General features: G+C 73.5%; 14 protein-coding genes. 3 read left to right on the top strand and 11 right to left on the bottom strand.

Features of this window, described 5'->3' with window-relative positions; all coding sequences use genetic code 11:
* Positions 1 to 3: 3 nt before the first annotated feature.
* The 3 genes from ACIF83_RS02855 to ACIF83_RS02845 all read right to left on the bottom strand — a co-directional run bounded on the left by ACIF83_RS02855 (position 4) and on the right by ACIF83_RS02845 (position 4,348).
* Entirely contained in the window at positions 4 to 357 is a 354-nt protein-coding gene (locus ACIF83_RS02855) for a histidine triad nucleotide-binding protein (protein ID WP_399722979.1), read from the bottom strand.
* Positions 358 to 478: 121 nt separating this feature from the next.
* A complete protein-coding gene (locus ACIF83_RS02850; protein WP_399723157.1) occupies positions 479 to 3,676 on the bottom strand; it encodes a S41 family peptidase in 3,198 nt (1,065 codons plus the stop codon).
* Positions 3,677 to 3,784: 108 nt separating this feature from the next.
* Complete coding sequence (locus ACIF83_RS02845) at positions 3,785 to 4,348, bottom strand: hypothetical protein (protein WP_393465174.1); 564 nt, start codon at positions 4,346 to 4,348, stop codon at positions 3,785 to 3,787.
* A gap of 141 nt (positions 4,349 to 4,489) precedes the next feature.
* Between ACIF83_RS02845 and ACIF83_RS02840 the strand changes: the two genes are divergently transcribed.
* Positions 4,490 to 6,136, top strand: a complete 1,647-nt coding sequence (locus tag ACIF83_RS02840) for a hypothetical protein (protein ID WP_399722977.1) — start codon at positions 4,490 to 4,492, stop codon at positions 6,134 to 6,136.
* A 2-nt stretch (positions 6,137 to 6,138) separates the two neighbouring features.
* On the opposite strand, the gene ACIF83_RS02835 is transcribed toward ACIF83_RS02840, so the two are convergent.
* From ACIF83_RS02835 to hrcA, 5 genes are all read right to left on the bottom strand, one after another.
* A complete protein-coding gene (locus tag ACIF83_RS02835; RefSeq protein ID WP_393465169.1) occupies positions 6,139 to 6,531 on the bottom strand; it encodes a VOC family protein in 393 nt (130 codons plus the stop codon).
* 20 nt (positions 6,532 to 6,551) lie between these two features.
* A complete protein-coding gene (locus ACIF83_RS02830) occupies positions 6,552 to 7,298 on the bottom strand; it encodes a 16S rRNA (uracil(1498)-N(3))-methyltransferase (protein WP_399722975.1) in 747 nt (248 codons plus the stop codon).
* Positions 7,295 to 8,371, bottom strand: coding sequence for a nitronate monooxygenase (locus tag ACIF83_RS02825; RefSeq protein WP_399722973.1), 1,077 nt, complete (start codon positions 8,369 to 8,371; stop codon positions 7,295 to 7,297). The genes ACIF83_RS02830 and ACIF83_RS02825 overlap by 4 nt, the downstream gene beginning before the upstream one ends.
* Before the next feature lie 212 nt (positions 8,372 to 8,583).
* Positions 8,584 to 9,720, bottom strand: coding sequence for a molecular chaperone DnaJ (gene dnaJ / locus ACIF83_RS02820; RefSeq protein ID WP_393465161.1), 1,137 nt, complete (start codon positions 9,718 to 9,720; stop codon positions 8,584 to 8,586).
* Positions 9,721 to 10,737 carry a heat-inducible transcriptional repressor HrcA gene (hrcA, locus tag ACIF83_RS02815; RefSeq protein WP_094221129.1) on the bottom strand — a complete coding sequence of 339 codons (1,017 nt, stop codon included), beginning with the start codon at positions 10,735 to 10,737 and terminating at the stop codon, positions 9,721 to 9,723.
* A 198-nt stretch (positions 10,738 to 10,935) separates the two neighbouring features.
* Here hrcA and ACIF83_RS02810 point away from each other — a divergent pair, with 198 nt between their 5' ends.
* Both ACIF83_RS02810 and ACIF83_RS02805 read left to right on the top strand, forming a co-directional pair.
* Positions 10,936 to 11,670 carry an MBL fold metallo-hydrolase gene (locus ACIF83_RS02810; protein WP_399722971.1) on the top strand — a complete coding sequence of 245 codons (735 nt, stop codon included), beginning with the start codon at positions 10,936 to 10,938 and terminating at the stop codon, positions 11,668 to 11,670.
* 97 nt (positions 11,671 to 11,767) lie between these two features.
* Positions 11,768 to 12,574, top strand: coding sequence for a DUF3097 domain-containing protein (locus ACIF83_RS02805; protein WP_393466936.1), 807 nt, complete (start codon positions 11,768 to 11,770; stop codon positions 12,572 to 12,574).
* 154 nt (positions 12,575 to 12,728) lie between these two features.
* Here ACIF83_RS02805 and hemW read toward each other — a convergent pair whose 3' ends face one another.
* The 3 genes from hemW to ACIF83_RS02790 form a co-directional block, all read right to left on the bottom strand.
* A complete protein-coding gene (gene hemW / locus ACIF83_RS02800; RefSeq protein WP_399722969.1) occupies positions 12,729 to 13,961 on the bottom strand; it encodes a radical SAM family heme chaperone HemW in 1,233 nt (410 codons plus the stop codon).
* A gap of 27 nt (positions 13,962 to 13,988) precedes the next feature.
* Positions 13,989 to 15,866, bottom strand: a complete 1,878-nt coding sequence (locus ACIF83_RS02795) for a SpoIIE family protein phosphatase (RefSeq protein WP_399723155.1) — start codon at positions 15,864 to 15,866, stop codon at positions 13,989 to 13,991.
* 166 nt (positions 15,867 to 16,032) lie between these two features.
* The gene (locus tag ACIF83_RS02790; RefSeq protein WP_399722967.1) at positions 16,033 to 21,723 is read right to left on the bottom strand and encodes an AAA domain-containing protein; all 5,691 of its coding nucleotides are present in this window, start codon (positions 21,721 to 21,723) and stop codon (positions 16,033 to 16,035) included.
* Between the last annotated feature and the right edge of the window lie 129 nt (positions 21,724 to 21,852).

Genomic DNA, 21,852 nt, shown 5'->3' with positions numbered 1-21,852 from the left:
GCCTTACCCGGGGGGCCATTGCATGCCACGGCCACCGAGGATGTGCGCGTGGGTGTGCCAGACGGTCTGGCCGGCGCCGCTGCCGGTGTTGAAGACGACGCGGTAGCTCTCCAACTCGTCCTCGTCGGCGACGGCCTGGGCCTCGCGCAGTATGTCGGCGGCCACGGCCGGTTCCGCGGCGGCGAGTTCGGCCGCGTTCTTGTAGTGCACCCTGGGGATCACCAGGACGTGCGTGGGCGCCTGGGGATTGATGTCCCGGAAGGCGACGGTCGTCTCCGTCTCACGCACGATCGTCGCCGGGATGTGCCCCGCGACAATCTTGCAGAACAGGCAGTCGTCCTGCGGTTCTCCCGCCATTGCGCTGCGCTCGCTTTCGCCGGTGATCAGTACGGGGGCATGGTAGTCGCTCGGCTGCGGGTCCGGTGGGGGCTGATCCCGCCCCGCGGCGGAGCCGCATATCGACACGGCCCCGCGCCCCTTAGGCGGGCAAGCCTGGCGGAGTCTTGGCCGGCTGCTCCTCCAGTGCCTCCAACGCCAGGCTGATCGCCTTGTCCAGCTGCACATCCCTGCCCGCCGCGTAGTCCTGCGGTCGCTGGACGACCTCCACATCGGGGTCCACCCCGTGGTTCTCGACGCCCCACTCGTATCCCTCCAGCCAGAACGCGTACTTCGGCTGGGTGATCAGGGTGTCGTCGACGAGGTGGTAGCGGCTGTCGATGCCGATGACGCCGCCCCAGGTGCGGGTGCCGACGACCGGGCCGATACCGAGGGCCTTGATCGCCGCGTTGACGATGTCGCCGTCGGAGCCGGAGAACTCGTTGGCGACGGCGACGACGGGGCCGCGCGGCGCGTCGTGCGGGTAGCTGTACGGCCGCATGCCGCGCGGCAGCGCCCAGCCGACGATGCGCCGGGCCAGCTTCTCCACGACGAGCTGGGAGGTGTGGCCGCCGCGGTTCTCGCGGACGTCGACGACCAGGCCCTCGCGGGCCACCTCGACGCGCAGGTCGCGGTGGATCTGGGCCCAGCCGGGGGCCTGCATGTCGGGCACGTGGAGGTAGCCGAGACGGCCGCCGGACTTCTCGTGGACGTAGGCGCGACGGTCGGCGACCCAGGCGTGGTAGCGCAGGGGCTCCTCGTCGGCGAGGGGGACCACGACCACGTGCCGGGGGTCGCCCCCGCCGGCGGGCGAGACGGTCAGCTCGACCGGCTTTCCGGCCGTACCGATCAGCAGCGGGCCGGGGCCGGTGACCGGGTCGACCGGCTGTCCGGCGACCGCGACGATCGCGTCCCCGGGGCGCACGGCGACACCGGGCGCGGCGAGCGGGGAGCGGGCCTGGGGGTCGGAGGTCTCCGCGGGCAGGATGCGGTCGATGCGCCAACTGCCGTCCGGGTGGCGGGAGATGTCGGCGCCGAGCAGGCCCTGCCGGGCGCCGTTGCCGAAGCCGCCGCGCGGGGTGACGTAGGCGTGCGAGGTGCCGAGTTCGCCCTGCACCTCCCACAGGAGGTCCACCAGGTCGTCGTGGGTGGCGAGGCGGTCGAGGAGTGGGCGGTAGCGGTCGAGGACGCCGATCCAGTCGACGCCGCTCATGTCCGGCCGCCAGAAGTTGTCCCGCATGATGCGGCCGGTCTCGTCGTACATCTGCCGCCACTCGGCGGCCGGGTCGACGGTCTGCCGGATGCGGCTCAGGTCGACCGTGATGTTCGAGTCGCTGTCCTCGTCGTCGGAGGCGCGCCGGTCGGCGGGTACGACCTTGAGACGGCTGTCGGTCCACAGCAGCACCCGCTTGCCGTCACCGCTGACCTCGAAGTAGTCGGCGTCGGCGGCGAGGTGCTCCAGGCGCTGCTGGGCGAGGTCGTAGCGCTCCAGCTCGGTTTTGGGGTCCGGGTCGTCGGGAGTGGCCCGGGAGGCGCCGAGGACGCCGCGCACCGGGTAGCGCAGCCACAGCACGCCGTCCTTGGCGGCCCGCAGGTTGGCGTAGCGGCCGGCCTCGACCGGGAAGGGCACGATGCGGTCGGCGAGACCGTCGAGGTCGATCCGGGTCGCCGGGGTGCCCTCGGCGTCGGGGGTCTCCTCCTTGTCGGGGGTCCCGAAGGGCCGGCCGTGCCGCTGCGGCCCGAACGGGGACGGCGTGGTCGCGGCGAGGGCGATCAGGTACGGGCGGACGCCCTCGACGAAGGCCAGGTCGAAGACGTGCTCGTCGTAGACCGGGTCGAAGGAGCGGCTGGAGAGGAAGGCGAGGTGCTTGCCGTCCAGGGTGAAGGCGGGCGCGTAGTCCTGGAAGCGCAGCGGGGTCGCCTCGGTGACCGACAGGTCGGTGGTGTTGGCGATGCGGAGCTGGCAGAGCGGATGCGGGCCGGGGTGGGACCAGGCGAGCCAGCCGGAGTCGGGCGAGAAGGCGAGGCCGCTGACGTCCCCGTCCTCGCTGCGGTCCACCTCGCGGACCTCGCCGGTGTCGCGCTCGACCAGCAGCAGCCGGCCGTCGTGCGAGGCGACGGCGGCCCGGCTGCCGTCGGGGGCCATGGCCAGCTCCAGGACGCGGCCGAGCTGTCCGGCGGCGATCCGGCGCGGGACGGCGCCGGGTGCCACTCCGGTGGCGGGCGCGAACTCCAGCGCGTCCTCGCCCTCGGCGTCCGTCACCCACACCACCCATTCCTCGCCGTCCGCGCGGAAGGTGTGCGGCAGCCGCGCCCGTACGCCGGGCTGTGCGGCCAGCGCGCGGGCCGGGCCGGAGCGGTGGGTGACCCAGTGGACGGCGCCGCGCACGGCGACCGCGCTGCCGCGCGCGGTGTGGTCGGGGGCGGCGTGGTCGAACCAGCGGGAGGCGTTCACCGGGTGGGGCTGCAGGTCGACGCGCGCGCCGCCGAGCCGGACGTCCAGGCGGCGTGGTTCCGCGCCGTCGAGGTCGTCGAGGAGCCAGAGTTCGCCCGCGCTGGCGTAGACGACCCGGCGGCCGTCCGAGGCGGCGTGCCGGGCGTAGAAGCCTCCCCCGCTCTCGGCTTCGCTCGAGCGGGAGGTGCCCCCATGGGGAGTGTGACGCCGCAGGTCGGTCCCGTCGGCGAGGGAGGAGTAGAGGGCTCCGGTGCCCTCGTGGTCGGACAGGAACGCGATCCGGTCCCCCGCCCACAGCGGGTACTCGATGTTCCCGTCCAGCTCCTCGTGCAGCCGCACGAACTCGCCGGCGCCTTCTTCGCCCTCGGCGGCACGGTCGATCCACAACTTGCCTGCCGTGCCGCCTCGGTAGCGCTTCCACCAGGCGGCCTCGCGTCCCATCGGGGCGGACAGCAGCACGGTGCGCGGGCCGTACGCGACGTCGCCGACCGGACCGTACGGCAGCGTGGTGGCGGGGCCGCCGTCCAGCGGGATCGCCCGCGCCCAACTGCGGCGCAGGCTCGCCTGGCCCTGGGTGCTGACCGCGAGGACCTCGCCGTCCGGGGTCCAGCCACGCACCTGGGTCTTCGAACTCCCCCAGTACGTCAGCCGCTTGGCGGGACCGCCGGCGACCGGGGCCGTGTGCACCTCGGGTGCGCCGTTACGGGTGGAGGTCCAGGCGACGGTCGTGCCGTCGGGCGAGATGCGGGGGTGGGTCACCGGCACGTTGTCGGCGCTGACCCGCCAGGCCCGCCCGCCGTCCAGGGGTGCGAGCCACACGTCGTCCTCGGCGGTGAAGGTCACCAAGTCGCCGTGGAGATGGGGGAATCGGAGGTAGCCGGAGGTTCCCGTCGAAGCGCCCTTAGTCACCCCGTCACCTTACGCAGCGACCGCCGCCCGCGCCCTGGGTTTCGATCACTTGCCCTGCGCGGGCCAGCAGGTCGGGTCGCCCTTGCACCAGATCGTCCGGGTCACGGTGACGGTGACGGTCGGCTGCCCGCCGGAGGGCCGGGAGGTGACGGGCGGTGCGTACGTCGGCCCCGGCTTGGCGTTGCAGTTGCCCAGCCCCCCGACGTGGAACACCTGCTTGCCCTCGACCCGGGCCGTCAGATCCCCGCGCACACAGGCGCCGTCGACGGTCTTGGTCACCACCCCGACGACGGTGATCTTCCGCAGGTCGTCGGTCTGCCCCTGGCAGTCGACGGAGACGACGGTGGTCTCCGTCGGCGAGGGCGCCCTCCCGGGCGTGCGGCTGCCCGAGCCGCCGTAGTTCCCGGTACAGGTGAGCCAACTCACGTTCACATGCTGCCGCTTCAGTTCGGCGGTGGCGGTCGTGTCGGTGGTGTACGCCGCCGCGGCCGAACCGAGACCCCCCGGCTGGCATCCCACGACCGCTCCCACGGCCACCACGGCAAGCCCGGCCACGGCCGGCACGCGCGCGGGCCGCGCCCGACACCGAATCCGCCTCAACACCCCCATGCAGGGCAGCGTGCCACCGACCCGGGCACGAGGGAAGGCCGCATACGGCCACTCGTCAGTTCGGAGCGGTCACCATCGGATGATCGGCCGGCGCCACAATCGGATGGCACGCAGCCCCACTTCGCCTTCGCCGGAGGACCGTTGACGCCCCTGCTCCCCTTGCGGATCCGCACCCGCCGGAACGGCGCACTGCCCGCACAGCGCCGCGACTCCGGCGAGGGGGCCCCGGACAGCGACGCCGGCCCGCCGTCGGCCCCGGCCGGTACGGTTCCGGTGCCGCCGCGGCGCCGGGTGCGCATGCTGGTGGAGGTCGTGGACCACGCGGACGAAGTCGCGCTGGTCACACGGCTTTTCGAAGAACGCGGCTGGTCGGTGCGCTCCGCCCGCACGGACACCGCACACCGTACGGCCCTCACGGTCGAGGTCCGGCTGAGCGGCGCCCGCAGGGGTGCGGTGCGGGCCGGGGTCCGCCAGGTGGAACAGCTCGCCGCGCAGGCCGAGTTGGGGGCGTGGGTCCGGGACGCGGCCCTGGTGCAGCGAGAGCGGACCCGCGGCCGTACGACGTACCACCTGCACGTGAAACCGCCGGCCACAACCGCCGTCGGCCGTCTGGCCGCAGACTTGTGGAAGCGGCTCGGCCTCGCCGACGAACACCGACTGATCTCCGTCCCCGCCGGAACCACGGAGGACGAGGTGCGCACGGAACTGGGGAGCCGCGATCTGGGCGGGGTCGCCTTCGACGCGACCCGGCACGCGGTGCGCGTGCCGCACTACTCGGACACCACGCCTCCCTCGTCCCTGCCGGATCAGGAACGCCGGATCCAGCTGGCCTGGACGCTGGCGGGCGGGGTGGGTCTCGTGCTCGCGCTCCTGTGCGGTCTGTACGTGGCCTGGCTGCCCGGCCGCTGGAAGCTGCTGCCCGCGCTGCTCGGCCTGGCGGGCGGACTGCCGCTCGGGCACGTGTTCAAGGAGACCCGGGACAGAAGCCTGTCCGTGAAGCTGGTGGCCGGCCTGACCGTGACCCTGTGTGCGACCGGCTTCGGCGCCCTGGCCGGGACCACCTTCCCCCAGCGCTTCTGGTGGGAGATCGTGGTCCTGCTGGTGCTCGCCGGCTACACCGTCACCGGTCTGGTGGTGGCCCTGCGCGGCACCTTCGTCGTCCGCCACGCCGTGTGGCTGATCCCGCTCGCGGTGCCCGTGCTCGGGACCTTCGTGGCCTGGCTGGGACAACAGCTGCGCACGGCCTATCTGGACGAGTTCGGCATCGGCCAGGACTCGGTGCCGTCCTCCTCCCTGTGGACGTACGTGGCCGTGGCCGAACCGCTGACCGTCGTCGTGTTCTTCGTCGCGCTGATCGCCGCCACCGCAGGCTGGCTGCGACACTTCCACCTCACCAAGGGCGACTACGGCCGTCCGACCCTGCTCATGCTCGGCGCCGTCGCCCTGCTCTTCGCCACGCAGGGCGTGAAGTACGGGGTGGACAAGGCCACGTCGGCCGCGGCCCGCGCCCAGTCCGCCGCGGCCCAGGGCCGTACGCCGGGCGCCTACTTCGGCCTGCACGGCACACTCGTCTGCGTACGCCCCGTCGCGCGGCCGATCCCCGTCGACAACGGACCGGTGGTCACCGGCCACCCGGTGCTGTCCTTCGGCGCCGCGGGCGACTGGATCGAGCTGTGGGACCCCGCCCGGCCCGGCGACGCCGGCCACCGTTCCTTCGCCGTCCGGCGTGAGGACGTCCAGCTGTTCCCGGCGAGGAACCCGGCGTCGGGCCGCTGTCCGGCCGGCTGACCTCAGCCGCGCAGCAGCAGCCACTCCTGCAGCTCCACCAGGTTGCCCTCGGGGTCCTTGAGGTGGGCCACGCGCATGCGGTCGGTCATGGGGGCCGGGCCGTGGAGCAGGGTGGCGCCGCGGGAGGTGATCTGCTCGCAGTAGGCGTCGAGGTCGTCGACGCGCAGGACGACCAGGGAGCGGTGGCCGTCGGCCGGGTCGCCCAGTTCGTTCAGGATCTCGGCCATCATGGCGCGGTCCTGCAGGGCGATCCCGGCGGAGCCCGCGTGCGGGCTGAACTTCTCGTACGGGCCCTCGGTGGCGCCGGACTGCGGCTTGAGACCGAGGACTTCGGCGTAGAAGCGGTAGCAGGCGGCGAAGTCGGTGACGAGGAGCCGCACCTGTGCGAGTTCCATCGTGTTCCCCCAGGTTCGGGTCAGGACCAGCGGCCGGTGCGGCCCAGGAGCAGCGCCGCGGCGGCGGTACCGGCGGTGGAGGTGCGCAGCACGGTGGGGCCGAGCACGTGGGCCCGCGCACCCGCCTCCTCGAAGAGTGCCAACTCGTCGCGGGACACGCCCCCTTCGGGCCCCACGATCAGCACGATCTCGCCCTCGGCGGGAAGTTCGGCGGTGGCGAGCGGTGCGCTGCCGTGCTCGAAGTCGGAGTGGAGGACGGCGGCGAAGTCGGCTTTGGCGAGAAGTGCGGCAACCTGCTTGGTCGTCGCCGCGTCCGCGACCTCGGGGAAGCGGACCCGGCGGGACTGCTTGCCGGCCTCGCGGGCGGTGGCCCGCCACTTGCCGAGGGCCTTCAGTCCGCGGTCGCCCTTCCACTGGGTGATGCAGCGGGCCGCCTGCCAGGGCACGATGGCGTCTACGCCGACCTCGGTCATGGTCTCGACGGCGACCTCGCCCCGGTCGCCCTTGGGCAGCGCCTGGACGACGGTGATGCGCGGGGCGGGCTCCGGCTCCTCGGAGACCGAGGTCATGTGGACGATCAGCCGGTCCTTGCCCTCGGTGCCGATCACCTCGCACACCGCGTAGCGCCCGGCGCCGTCGGTGAGGACGACCTCCTCACCGGGCTGCAGCCGCTTCACGGAGACGGCGTGCCGCCCCTCGGGCCCGTCCAGGACGTACCGGTAGCCGTCCGAGCGGAAATGCTCGACCACGAAGACCGGAGCCGTCATCGCCCGTCACCTCCGCGCGACAACGCTGTCCTCGCCGCATCGATCTCGCCGACGAGGACCTCCACCAGCTCCCCGGCCGGCAGCTCGCGGGCCATCCGATGGCCCTGGCCTGCCCACAGCGCCATGCCCTGGGCGTCGCCGGCCTTGGCGGCGGCCTTGCGCAGCGGTGAGGTCAGGTGGTGGATCTCGGGGTAGGCGGCGGGGGCGTACGGGCCGTGCTCGCGCAGGAAGCGGTTGACCAGGCCGCGCGCCGGGCGGCCGGAGAAGGCGCGGGTCAACTCGGTGCGGGCGAACAGGGGGTTGGTCAGCGCCTGCTTGTGCTGGGCGTTGGCGCCGGACTCCGGGGTGACGAGGAACGCCGTGCCCAGCTGTGCCGCGCTCGCGCCCGCCGCGAGGACGGCGGCGATCTGGCTGCCGCGCATGAGGCCGCCGGCGGCGACGACCGGGACGCTCACGGCCTCACGGATCTGGGCGATCAGCGAGAGCAGGCCGATGCCGGAGCCGTCGTTCTCCGGGATGTCCCGGTGGGTGCCCTGGTGGCCGCCGGCCTCCACACCCTGTGCGATCACCGCGTCCGCGCCGGCCCGCTCGACCGCGAGGGCCTCCTCGGCGGTGGTGGCGGTGACCAGGGTGAAGGTTCCGGCACGGCGCAGGGAGTCGAGGACGTCCCGGCTCGGGACGCCGAAGTGGAAGGAGACCACCGGTACCGGGTTGTCGAGGAGGACCGCGAGCTTGGCGTCGTAGCCGTCGTCCCGGCCGCTGTCGGGGTCGCCCAGCTCGGTCTCGTACCAGGCGGCCTCACCGGCCAGCTGGTGCGCGTAGACCTCGACGGCGCCGGACTCCGCATACTCGGGCTGGGGCATGAAGAGGTTCACGCCGAAAGGCCGGCTCGTGAGCCCCCGCAGCTGTTTGATCTCCTGGTACATGCCGTCGGCGGTCTTGTATCCGGCGGCGAGGAACCCGAGACCGCCCGCCTCGGACACGGCGGCGGCGAGCTGCGGGACGGAGACACCGCCCGCCATGGGGGCCTGCACGATCGGGTGGGGGAAGAGATCGGTCAGTGCGGAGGACATGACGGCATGTTGTCACGTCCTCTGAACAAGTCCGAATCCGGGCTTCCCGCGGCATAGGCCACCGGCATACGGGGTGCCGGAGCACCCCGCAGCCGATGGCTCAGCGCCCGTTGAACGCGTCCTTCAGGCCGGAGAACAGGCCCTGCTGACCCGGCCGACTGTGCCTGCCCGGGGGCCAACCCCCGGACCCCCGGCCGCCGCTTCAGCCGGCGTCAGCGCCCATTGAAAGCGTCCTTCAACCGCGAGAAGAGCCCCTGCTGACCCGGCTGGAACTGCCCCTGCGGACGCTCCTCGCCGCGCAGCTTCGCCAGCTCGCGCAGCAGTCGCTCCTGCTCGGGGTCGAGCTTGGTCGGGGTCGTGACCTCGACGTGGACGATCAGGTCGCCCCGGCCGCCGCCGCGCAGGTGCGTGACGCCCCGGTTGTGCAGCGGGATCGACTGGCCGGACTGGGTGCCGGGCCGGATGTCGACCTCTTCCATGCCGTCCAGGGTCTCCAGCGGCACCTTGGTGCCGAGGGCCGCCGCCGTCATCGGGATCGTGACCGTGCAGTGCAGGTCGTCGCCGCGCCGCTGGAAGGTCTGGTGCGGCAGCTCGTGGATCTCGACGTACAGGTCACCGGCCGGACCGCCACCGGGGCCGACCTCGCCCTCGCCGGCCAGCTGGATGCGGGTGCCGTTGTCGACACCGGCCGGGATCTTGACGGTGAGCGTGCGCCGGGAGCGGACCCGGCCGTCGCCCGCGCACTCCGGGCACGGGGTCGGCACGACCGTGCCGAAGCCCTGGCACTGGGGGCAGGGGCGGGAGGTCATGACCTGGCCCAGGAAGGACCGGGTCACCTGGGAGACCTCACCGCGGCCGCGGCACATGTCACACGTCTGGGCGGACGTGCCGGGTGCGGCACCTTCACCGTTACAGGTGTTGCAGACGATCGCGGTGTCGACCTGGATGTCCTTGGTCGTCCCGAAGGCCGCCTCGTCCAGCTCGACCTCGATGCGGATCATCGCGTCCTGGCCGCGCCGGGTGCGCGAGCGCGGGCCGCGCTGCGACGCCGTGCCGAAGAACGCGTCCATGATGTCGGAGAAGTTGCCGAAGCCACCGGCCCCGAAGCCGCCCGCTCCGGCGCCGCCCGCCTGGGAGAGCGGGTCGCCGCCGAGGTCGTAGACCTGCTTCTTCTGCGGGTCCGACAGCACCTCGTAAGCGGCGTTGATCTCCTTGAACCGCTCCTGGGTCTTCGGATCCGGGTTGACGTCCGGGTGCAGCTCGCGCGCGAGCCGACGGAACGCCTTCTTGATCTCATCCTGCGACGCGTCGCGGCGCACGCCGAGAACGGCGTAGTAGTCCGTGGCCACTTACGACTCCGCCAGGATCTGTCCGACGTACCGTGCCACTGCGCGTACCGCTCCCATCGTTCCCGGGTAGTCCATGCGGGTCGGTCCGACCACGCCGAGCTTGGCAACCGCCTCGCCGCCCGAACCGTAGCCGACCGACACGACGGAGGTGGAGTTGAGTCCCTCGTGGGCGTTCTCGTGCCCGATGCGCACGGTCATGCCCGGATCCTTCGCCTCGCCGAGGAGCTTGAGGAGCACGACCTGCTCCTCAAGGGCCTCCAGGACGGGCCGGATCACGAGGGGGAAGTCATGTCCGAAGCGGGTGAGATTGGCGGTGCCGCCGATCATCAGCCGCTCCTCGTTCTCCTCGACCAGTGTCTCCAGCAGGGTGGAGAGCACTGCGGAGACCGTACCGCGGTCCTCGACGTCGAAGGCCTCGGGCAGGTCCTCGACGAGGCGCGGCACGTCGGTGAACCTGCGGCCCGCGACCCGGCTGTTCAGCCGGGCCCTGAGGTCCGCCAGGGACGCCTCACCGAAGGGCGCCGGGCAGTCGACCATCCGCTGCTCGACCCGGCCGGTGTCCGTGATCAGCACGAGCATCACGCGCGCGGGGGCGAGCGAGAGCAGCTCCACGTGTCGCACGGTGGACCGGGTCAGGGACGGGTACTGCACGACGGCGACCTGCCGGGTCAGCTGCGCGAGCAGCCGTACCGTGCGGGCCACGACGTCGTCGAGGTCGACGGCGCCCTCGAGGAAGTTCTGGATCGCCCGGCGCTCGGGCGCGGACATCGGCTTGACGCCCGCGAGCTTGTCCACGAACAGCCGGTAGCCCTTGTCGGTGGGGATGCGCCCGGCACTGGTGTGCGGCTGGGCGATGAACCCCTCGTCCTCCAGGGCCGCCATGTCGTTGCGCACGGTCGCCGGGGAGACGCCGAGGTTGTGCCGCTCGGTGAGCGCTTTCGAGCCCACCGGCTCCTCGGTGCCCACGTAGTCCTGGACGATGGCGCGCAGCACCTGAAGCCTGCGTTCACTCAGCATTCGCGCGCACCTCCAGCATGTCGTCCCCTCGGCTCTTCCGGTCGCCCGCCTGGCACTCTGCGTGTCCGAGTGCCAGCCTTCCCCAGCCCAGTGTACGGGCGTGGGGTACTCACCGGGCAAGGTCGGTCCTGCTGATGGGCGTCCCCCGGCTCGAGCGAGGCCGAGAGCGGGGGAAGGTTCTACCGCTAGCGTCGCGGTATGACGGTGACTTGGGAAGAGCTGGGGTGGGAGCGGCTGGCGCCCGTGGTCGGACGGTGCCGGCTGCCCGGCTGGGACTGCACTGTGGGCCTGGTTCTCGGGGCGGGTACGGCGCTGGTGGTGGACGCCGGGTCGAGCCCGGCCGAGGGCGAGCGGCTGCGGACGTGGGCGCAGCAGCTGGCGGGGCACGATGTGACCCATCTCGCGCTCACCCATCCCCACTTCGACCACGTCTTCGGCGCGGCCGCCTTCACCGGGGCGCAGACGTACGCGGCGGTGGGCATCGACTCGGTGTTCGCCCACGAACGCGAGGAGCTGCGCCGGGACGCGGTCCGGCACGGACTGCCGGCCGCGGACGCGGACGCGGCCGTCGCCACCCTGTCGCCTCCCCGCCACCTGGTCTCGGGCGAGTGGACGCTGGACCTCGGCGACGGCCGGCAGGTGCTGCTGGCCAACGTGGGCCCCGGCCACACGGCCCACGATCTCGCGGTCCTCGTCCCCGGCTCGGTCTCCGGCAGCACGGAGATCGTCTTCTGCGGCGACCTGGTGGAGGAGTCCGGCGAACCCCAGGCGGGCCCCGACGCCGTACCGTCCCGCTGGCCCGACGCCCTGGACCGGCTGCTGGCCCTCGGCGGCGAGGACGCGCTGTACGTCCCCGGTCACGGTGCGGTGGTCGACGCGGCGTTCGTACGACGGCAGCGCGACGAGCTGGCAGCGCGTTTCGGCGTGTCGTGAGTGCAGGTCGGCCGCTTCTCCTATCGTCATCCGAATGCGCCCACCCGTCTCCCGCCACCGCCCTTCCAACGAGGGCCCTTCGGGCCCGCGCCCTCGCATGTACTCGCCGGACCTGACCCCGCCCTGGAAGAAGCCCGAGCCGGTGCCGGAGGTCCCGGCGGAGCCCGGCCTGGTGGTCGAGGAGCCCGGCACCGGTTTCTGCGGGGCGGTGATCCGCTGCGAGGCGGGCACGGTGACGCTGGAGGACCGCTTCGGCAAGCACCGGGTGTTCCCGATGGAACCGCGCGGCTTCCTGCTGGAGGGCAGGGTGGTCACCCTGGTGCGGCCCGCCTCGGGTCCGGTACGGCCCACCCGTACGGCGTCCGGTTCGGTGGCCGTCCCCGGCGCACGCGCGCGCGTGGCCCGTGCCGGACGCATCTACGTCGAGGGCCGGCACGACGCCGAACTGGTCGAGAAGGTGTGGGGCGACGATCTGCGCATCGAGGGCGTGGTCGTGGAGTACCTGGAGGGCGTGGACGACCTGCCGGCGATCGTGGCGGAGTTCGGGCCGGGGCCGGACGCGCGGCTGGGTGTGCTCGTGGACCACCTCGTCCCGGGCACGAAGGAGTGGCGCATCGCGGAGTCGGTGACGAGCGAGCACGCGCTGGTGGTCGGTCACCCGTACATCGACATCTGGGAGGCGGTGAAGCCGTCCTCGCTGGGGATTCCGGGGTGGCCGCGTGTGCCGCACGGGCAGGACTGGAAGACGGGGGTGTGCCGGGCGCTGGGGTGGCCGTCGGAGAACACCGGCGCGGTGTGGCAGGCGATCCTGCAGCGCGTGGGGTCTTACAAGGACCTGGAGCCCGAGTTGCTGGGGCGAGTGGAGGAACTGATCGACTTCGTCACGGGTGGCGGTGGGGCCTGACCTTCTCGCCGCAGCAACTCGGCCCTGATGCCCTCGGGCGGTTCCGGCTCTGGAAGTACTTGATCATGCCCTGGCGGTCTCAGGGCCGCACCCCCATGAACCGCCAACAAGGCACCCTGCGCAGCCTCCCTCACCGATTCACCCGCCTGAGCGATCAGTCCACCAGATCCCGCACCACCGCATCCGCCAACAACCTCCCCCGCAGCGTCAGCACGGCCCGCCCCTCGTCGTACGGCCCCTCCTGGAGCAGTCCGTCCGCCAGCGCCCGCCGGGACGCCGCCAGCCCCTCCTCCTTCAGCAGCGACAGCGGCGCCCCCTCCCGCAGCCGCAGCTCCAGCAGGATGCGCTCCACCCGGCGGTCCTCGTCGGACAGCAGCTCCCGGCCCGCGCCCGGTGAGCGGCCCGACGCCAGCGCCGCCGCGTACGCCCCCGGGTGCTTGACGTTCCACCAACGCACCCCGCCCACGTGCGAGTGCGCCCCCGGCCCGGCGCCCCACCAGTCCGCACCCCGCCAGTACAGCTCGTTGTGCAGGCAGCGGGCCGCCTCCGAGGTGGCCCAGTTGGAGACCTCGTACCAGTCGAAGCCCGCCGCGGACAGCATCTCCTCGGCGATCAGATAGCGATCGGCGTGGACGTCGTCGTCCGTCATCGGGACCTCGCCCCGGCGGATCCGGCGGGCGAGCTGCGTGCCCTCCTCGACGATCAGCGCGTACGCACTGATGTGGTCGGGCCCCGCCCCCAGCGCCGCCTCCAGCGAGGCCCGCCAGTCGTCGTCCGACTCCCCCGGCGTGCCGTAGATCAGGTCCAGGTTGACATGCTCGAAACCCGCGGCCCGCGCCTCCGCCACGCACGCCTCGGGGCGCCCCGGGGTGTGCGTGCGGTCGAGCACGCGCAGCACGTGCTGCTTCGCGCTCTGCATGCCGAAGGAGATCCGGTTGAAGCCGCCCTCGCGCAGGGCGGCGAGGTAGGCCGGGTCGACCGACTCCGGGTTCGCCTCCGTCGTGATCTCCGCGTCCGGCGCGAGACCGAACTCGTCGCGGATCGCACCCAGCATCCGCACCAGGTCGTCGGCGCCCAGCAGGGTCGGCGTACCGCCGCCGACGAAGACCGTACGGACCTCGCGCGGGTCGTCGCCGAGCACCTTGCGGGCCAGGCGGATCTCGTCGGTCAGGGTGTCCGCGTAGTTGTCCCGGGAGGCGAGCACTCCGCCGGTGCCGCGCAGCTCGGTCGCGGTGTACGTGTTGAAGTCGCAGTAGCCGCAGCGGGTCGCGCAGTACGGGACGTGCAGATAGAACCCGAGGGGTCGGTCGGTGGCGCCGGCGAGCGCGGCGGCGGGCAGCGCGCCGTCGTCGGGGACCGGCTCGCCGTCGGGGAGTGCGGAAGGCATGTCCTCCATTGTCCCGTACGACGCCGGTTACTCCGCCTGCAGCACCAGCAGGGCCAGGTCGTCCTCCGGAAGGCCGCCGCCGAAGTCGTGCACCAGACGACGGATCCTTTCCGCGATCAGGTCGGCGCTCAGGCCCGCACAGCCGGACAGGGCCCGTGCCAGCCCGTCGCCGTCGTCGAACTGGCGCGAGCCGGAACGGCGCTCGGTCACCCCGTCGGTCACGCACAGCAGGCTGTCCCCGGGTCCCAGCTCGATGGTCTCGCTGGTGTAGGTCTCGTCCTCCACGACGCCCAGCAGGGTCTGCGGACGGGCGGCGGTGCGCACGTCGCCGTCGGGGCGCAGCAGCAGCGGCAGGGGGTGTCCGGCGGAGGCCAGGGTGCAGCGGACGCCGCCGTCGTGCGGGGTCAGCTCGCCGTACAGGAGGGACAGGAAACGGGTCTGCGGGCCGTCCCCGGGGGCCACGGGCCGGGCGCCGCCGGCGACCAGCGCGCGGGCGGCCGCGTCGGCGGCCTCGGTGGCGTCGTCCAGGAGGAGCTGGTTGAGGCGGTCGAGGACGTCGGCGACCCGGTAGCCCTCGCGGGCGAGCAGCCGCAGCCAGGGGCGGGCGAGTCCGATCACGACCGCCGCCTCGGGGCCCTTGCCCTGCACGTCGCCGACGGCGAAGCACCAGCGGCCGTCGCCCGCCGGGAACAGGTCGTAGAAGTCGCCGCTGGGGCCGCCCTTGTCGCAGGGCTCGTAGACGAGCGCGCTGCTCACTCCGGGAATCTCGGCGACCGCGCCGGGCAGCAGGCCGCGCTGCAGGACGGCGCTGATGGTGGCCTGCCGGGCGTACTGGCGGGCGGCGCCGATGGCCAGGGCGACCCGGCGGCCGAGGTCCTCGACGAGCCCGGTGACCTCGTCCGGGAAGCGCTGCAGCCCGCAGCGCCCGATGACCAGCGTGCCCAGCGGGCGGCCGCCCGCGATCAGCCGGTACGCCAGCGCCGCGCCGTGGGCGTCCTGCGGGCCGAGCGCGTCGCCGGGCCAGGGGTACGGCTCCGGGCCGGACCTCCCCCACTCCCGACTTTGCTCGAGCGGGGGCACCCCCGTCCCGTCCCGTGGGCAGGGCGGATCCTTCTCCAGGGCACGGGACAGCTCCTCGATGCGGTTCTCGCTGGCGTGCCAGACACGCGTGGGCGCGCCGCCGTCGCCGCCGCGCACGGTCGCCTCGTCCTCCAGCCACACCGCGCACCAGTCGGCGAGCCGGGGCACGATCAGCTGGCCGGTGAGGGCCGTGACCAGGCTCTCGTCCAGCTGCCCGGCGAGCAGGTCGGAAGCCTCGGCGAGGAAGGACAGCGCCCCCCGGCCGAGCCAGTCCCGGTCGGCCCCGGGGCGCTGCGGCTGCGGGGCGAGGGCCTCGGCGGCCGCCAGGGTGCGGGCCGGGGCGGGCCCGTCCGGGTCCTCCCCGCCGTCGGCGGACAGCCGCGCCCACACCGTCTTGGTGCCGGTGCGGTAGGTGACGCCCCAGGACTCGGCGAGGGTGGCGACCAGGCGCAGGCCGCGCCCGTGCTCGGGGGTGTCGTACGGCGCCTCGCCGTGCGCTGGGTCGCGCGGCGCGCGCGCCGGGTGGTGGTCGCGCACTTCCACCACGAACGCGCCGGACTCCTCCAGGCGCCAGCCGATCTCCACCCCCGTGCCCGCGTGGACGACGGCGTTGGTGACGAGTTCGCTGACGACGGCCGTGGCGTCGTCGGCCAGCCGTGCGGACCGTTCCGGGTCGACGAGCCCACGGTCGGACCACTCGGCGAAGGCGGCGCGCACCAGCGCACGGGCGGAGCCGGGCGCGAGGGGACTGCCGGGCAGGGTGGCGAGTCCCCGTGCCCCACAGTCGTCACTCTCGCTCTCCCGCTGCGTCGGTATGGCCGCCATGTCCATGCGGCCAGGGTGACAGAGCGACCCCACGCCTATGCGCTGAGTTACCGAAGTGGACAGGCTCCCGTGAGAACTGTGCTAGGGGTGTGCTCGAACACGGTCGGAAAATGTGCGGAATTCGAGCACCCGCGCCTCCTCGGCTCGGTCCTCCCGTGGCCTCGGCTCAGTCCTCGATGTACCGGATGAGCACGCGCAGCGTCGTGCCGCGCTCGGTCCGCCAGGTCACCTCGTCCCCCACCTCGCGCCACAGCAGTGCCTTGCCGAGGGCCGAGTCGGGGCTGAGCCGCTCCGCCTCGTCACCGGCGAGCAACGCTATTTCGTATGTCGTGATCCCCGGTTCGTCCGGGTCCTCCACGCCGACCAGGCATCCCGGCACGACGACGGCACCGCCGGTGTAGGACGGGTCGGGGACGACCTGGTCGAGCACGGCCCGCAGGAAGCTCCGCCGTTGCTTCAGCGCCTCGCGCCGCTTCTCGTGGTCGGCCAGCTGGGCCTTGCGGGACGCGGAGTCGACGGCCACCACCTCGGGCAACGGCAGGTCGAGCACGTCCTGCACCCGCTTGAGTTCCCGCTGCACCCGCCGGTGGGCGCCCAGACTGATCCGGTCGACGCGAAGGCGCGGCAACGTTCGCTCGGAAGGGGGAGCGGCGCGAGTGACGACGGCCGTCTCGGCGGTCCGCACGGGCTGCCGCGGCAGGGCGGGCAGCGTGTGCTTGGCCGCCGTCCGGCCGGGCGCGTTCCGGGCCACGGGCTGCCGGTCCGCCGCTCCGGCTCCGGTCGGCCGTCGGTCCACGCGGAGCAGCTCCGTCGTCCGGCCGTGAGCGGCTTCGGGGGTGCCGGGCGCGTGATAGCGGGCCACTCCGACCTGGCCGTCGTCCCCGAGGACGGGCACGTCGACGCGCGCGATCGCGGCACGGATCATCGCCTGCACCTCGGCATGGGCCACCCGTGCGACGGGTCGCCCACCGCGCAGGACGTCCACGGCATCGGCGCCCGGAAAGCCCGGTACCCCGGCATCGCTGAGAAAGCGAGCGGCACCGGTCACGGTCGCACGCAGGCTGAACGCGTGCTGGGCCGAGTTGACCTCGTCGCGGTCGAGACGGGCGACGGAGACCAACTCGGGGCCGGCAGGGGTCGCTTGTGGTGCGGCGGGCGCGGCTTGCGGTGTGGGAGGCGTGCTGCGCGGTGTGGGTGGCGTGATGCGCGGGACGGCCGGGGTGGTCGGCGCTTCTGCCGGGCGGGGCTTCGGTACGGATGCGCGGGGCTGTCGTGCGGCAGTGCGGGGCCGGGGTTCGGCCTTGGCTGCGGGCGACGCGGCTGGACCTGCAAGCGGCGCGAGTGGCGCGGCCGGAGCTGCAGTCGGCGCGGCCGGGGCGGACGGTCGGGGCTTCCGCTCGGCGTCGGCCGTCGCCCGTTCGATGCCCAGTCGGTCCAGCTCCGCCCACAGGGGTTCGAGGGCCTTCTCCGCGTCGAGGAAGAAGCGGCTGCCGCGGATGCGGACGAACGTCCAGCCGACCCGCTCCAGTTCACGCTGGCGTGCCGCGTCCGCGTCCGCGTTCTCCTCGTTGTGGAAGGCGTCGCCGTCGCACTCCACGGCCAGGCGCCGGGTTCCGCCCTCGACGACGAGGTCGATGCGGTAGCGGCCGGCCGGATACTGGGGTCGCACCCGGTAGCCCCGGGCCCGCAGGGCCAGGTACACCCGCTGCTCGAAGAGGCTGTCGAACGCCTCGTGCGGCACGTCCGGGCGGACCTCGCCGAGCCCCGCGCCGTCCTGCTCCTCGGCCGGCCGCGAGAACCAGTCCAGGTAGGCGCGCCGCAGGTCGGTCTCGCCCCACTCCGTGAGCGTCACGCTGTGGAAGAGCCAGACCTGGTCGCGGGCCCGGGAGGCGGCCACGTTGAGGTGCTGCCGGTTCAGGGCGCTGCTGTAGGGGCCCATGCGGCGCGGTCCGTCCGGACCGGCGAGCGAGGCGACCGTGCCGATGAAGACGACGTCGCGCTCGTCCCCCTGGAACTCCTCGGCGTTGCCCACGCGCAGCCGCCGCCGCTGCCGCTCGTCGAGCGGGATCCGGTCGGCCAGCAGATCCTCGATGAGGAACTTCTGCCCGGCACCGAGCAGGGTGATCACGCCCATGCTGCGTCCGGCGTAGGCGGGGTCCGCGATGCACCGGGCGACGGCGTCCACCAGCCGGTCGGCCTCGGGCCGGTTGACCTGCTTCTGCCCGCTGCCCTCCACCCATCCGTCGGCCACGTGGACCGCGCGCAGCGGTGGCAGCCGGTCGGCGCCGTACTGCCGCAGGGGTTGCAGCCGGCCGCCGTAGCAGAGCTCGTTGGAGAAGCCGATGATCTCCGGCATGCAGCGGAAGTGCTCCTGGAGCATCAGCCGGCCGCGGCCGCCGGCGAGTCCGGAGGCGATGTCGAAGAGGCTGGCGGTCGGCGCGAACAGGTTGCGGCGGGCGGCGGGCAGCTCGCCGAGCAGCCGCCGCTGGAGGGCGAACTGCTCGTCGTGGTCGACGCCGACCTGGGCAGGGCTGACCTGCTGGTCGTCACCGACGACCACGACCTTCGCGCCGAGCCAGGCGAGCAGCAGTGCCTCGGGCCCGGACTGGCTCGCCTCGTCGATGATCACGACGTCGAAGCGGCCGGCGCGGTCCATGGGGACGGTCTCGGTCACCTGGTGCAGCGGCATGATCCAGGCGGGCACGGCCTCCTGGCTGGCCTGGAGGCTCTCCCGCGCCTGCCTGCGGTAGGTGGCCGCGTACTTGCCGGTGCCCTTGCCGAGCCTGCGGACGTTCTGCTGGTACGAGGTGAGGGCGACGGCCTGGTCGTCGGTGAGCCTGGACAGGCAGTTGAACCAGGCCTTGTCGGCCGCCAACCGCTCCAGGCCGATGCGGATGTCGGCGTCCGCCTCGGCGAGCAGGCGCAGCTGCCGTGCCTCGGCCTCGGGGTCCGTCAGGTCCGTCATCCGGGCGTGCCAGGCCGACCAGGCCCAGGCGGCCTCCAACTCCGGCAGGCGCGTGTCCCAGGCGGGATCGTCCGGTGCGGACTCCAACGCGTCCGCGGTGTCGGGGAGTTCGGCCGCGACCACCCGGTAGGCGTCGTCGCACGCCTGCTTGCGGTCCAGAGCCACGCGCAGGTCGTCCAGTTCGCCGACCGCGGCGCCGTAGGCCGCCGCGTCACGGGCCTCGGCCGCCGCGCGCGCCCGCTCCACGGGCGCCGTCGCACCTCGCCGGCGGGCGGCGGCCCGGAGCACGTCGAGCGCGTCGGCGAGCAGCGCGCGGGCGGGGTCGGCGGCACGGCGGGCGGCTCGGGCACGGAGCGCGGCGCGGACGGTGTCCACCCGCTCCTCGTCTCCCCAGTCGACGCCCGCGAGCCCCGGTGCGGGGGCCGCCCCGCGCGTCACGCCCCGGCGCAGGTCGGCGAGGGTGGTGAGGGCGGTGAGGGTGTGGATGTCCTGGCGCAGCCGGGTCATGCGCCGGTTGGCGCTCTGCCAGGCCTCGGCACCCTCGCCCCACTCCCGCTCGATGTCCTGCAGGTGCCGTTCCAGGGTGACGCGGTGCACCACGGCCGAGGCGGCGGTCTCCGTCTCGACGGTGCGGCCGTCGACCCGCGCCGTCTCGGGGAAGTCGCCCACCGCCTTGCGCAGCCGGGTCTTCAGGCCGAGCGGGCCGCGCAGCTTCTCGCCGGCGGCGAGGCCGTCGCGCAGGGAGGTGGCCAGCCCCAGCGCCGTCGGCACGTCGTACGCCTCCAGGCCGCTGACCAGGGTGGAGCCGAGGGCCGCTGCCGCCTCCTCGACCGCGGTCAGGGCCGCCGTGGTACGTGCGTGCCGGTCACGGGTGCCGAGGTCCTGCCCGGCCATGACCTCGCGGCGCAGCGCTGCGGCCCAGTCGGCGGGCAGGGTGGACGCCGCGGCGGCCGCCGCCGTGAACCGGTCCAGGGCCGCTGCCAGCTGGTCCTGCTGCTCGACGGTCAGGCTGGACACGGCGTCGTCCAGACGCGAGGCGGAGCCGTCCCGGCGGAGCGCGGCGAGGCCGGCCTCGGCCTCCCGGACGGTCTCGACCGCCTCGGCGAACGCGGGTCCGGTGGGCAGGCACCCCGGATCGGGCAGCGCGGCGGTGACCGTGGCCGCGAGGGCGCGGTGCCGGTCGGTGAAGGCGAGGGCCGCGCGACGCAGGTCCGTCAGTGCTTCGGGGCCGAGCGTGGGCTCCTCCGCGGGGACGGCGCCGAGCCACTCGTACCGCGGGCGCTCGGCGGCGAGGCGTTCGGCGATACGGGTCAGGGTGCCCTCGTAGTCGCCGATCTCGGCCGGGTGGCGGTAGGTCTCCTGTTCCCGCAGGGCCCGCAGGGACTTGAGGGCGAGCGCCTGTGCGGAGCGCGCGGACCTGAGGCGCTCCTCGTGCTCCTGGATGCGCCGGCGGTAGGCGCGCGCGGAGAAGTCACCCTGCCGGTCGAGGATGGCTTTGACCGACTGTTCCAGTTCCTGCTGTCCGGCTCCGTCGTCGGTGCGGCTGACGCACAGTTCGCGGATGCTGGCGGGGAGTTTGTCCCGCAGGACCTTCAGGGCGCGGGCCGTGTGGCTGGTGATCAGGACGCGGTTGCCGTGGGCGAGCAGGTCGGTGACCAGGTTGGCGATGGTGTGGGTCTTGCCGGTGCCGGGCGGCCCCTGCACCACGACCAGGTCGCGGTCCCGCAGCCGCTCGGCGATGGTGCGCTGCTCGTCGTTGGAGGGCAGGGCGAAGTACAGCTCGGACCGGGCGCCGTGGGCCTGCGGAGAGTCGGGCTCGGGGTCGCCCAGCGGGCGGTCGCCGCCGGCTCCGGCGACGGCGCGGAGCAGCGCGGTGGGTTCGGCGCCCTGTTCGATGTGCAGGGCGACACCGCGCAGTGCCTCGAGCATGCTGCGCCGGGTGCGCTCCCTGAGCAGCAGCACGGGCGCGAAGCCGACGACCGGTACGACGGGGTCTCCCGTCGCGCGGTGCCGGACGGGTGAGGGGTCGTAGCGACCCGCTTCGTGGGCGGCGATGGTCCAGGTCCTGAGCGCGCGGTGCAGCTGGTCGGCGAGCATCGCGTCCGTGGTGTCGCCGGCGGCTTCCAGCTCCCGGCGGACCAGGGCGCGGATCTCGGCGCGCGCCTTCTGTCCGGCGTCGAGCATGGACTCCTCGAGGACCGGGCTGCCGTGCTCGGGGTCGGGTCCGACGGTGATGGCCCCGGTGTCGGGGTCGATGGCGATGACGGCCCGGCAGGTGACGAGGTGCCGGCGGATCGGCTCGCTCTGGGCGGACCAGGTCAGATGGCCGAAGCCGACGACGAGTTCGAAGCTCTCACCGAGTTCGGAGGCGTCCACGCACAGGCGGTAGAGGCGGTCGTAGGCGCGGACGACCGGTTTCGTGGCGCGGTCGCGCGCCGCCCACCTCTCCCACTGGCGTGACCAGGTGGCGTACTGCTCGTGCACGACGTCGCGGTGGGGGTGGTCGGCGAGGGCGACCGTGAGGTGCCCGGTGCGTGAACTGCCGCCCGCCGACACCTCGTCGGCAGGGATGTCCGCCTCGGCGCGGGGCGCGGGCGGCTCCTCCCGCCCGGAGTCGCGGATCTCCTGTCCGTCCAGCCAGTGGGCGAGGGGCAGGGGCGGGGTGGGCGGGTCGTGCCGTACGGGCCGGTCGGCCCGCAGCCACAACGGGGTGTCGCCGGGGACGGCTTCGGTGAGGAAGCAGGCGAACTGCTCGGGCAGATCCGCGAACCACATCTGGTGCCGGGCGTCGTCGTGGGTGCGTACCGGCCTGGTGCGGCTTTCGCCGACCTCCGCGAGATAGCGGAAGACGTGACGGACGACGTCGTCGGGCGTCGCGGCGGACACGGGCACGCTCACCTCGCTGAACTGGCGGAACCCACATGTGGAGGGATTGTGTGCATCCTATGGGGCGGGTCTGACACTCGTGCCCTTTCCGCCTGTTCCGGGCACACGCCGGCCCCGGAAGGCGAAGTGCCTTCC

This window comes from Streptomyces sp. NPDC085866 (assembly GCF_044541035.1).
Classification (GTDB): Bacteria; Actinomycetota; Actinomycetes; order Streptomycetales; family Streptomycetaceae; genus Streptomyces.
The sequence above is the reverse complement of the archived record's forward strand: the minus strand, read 5'-3'. Positions and strand labels throughout refer to the sequence as shown.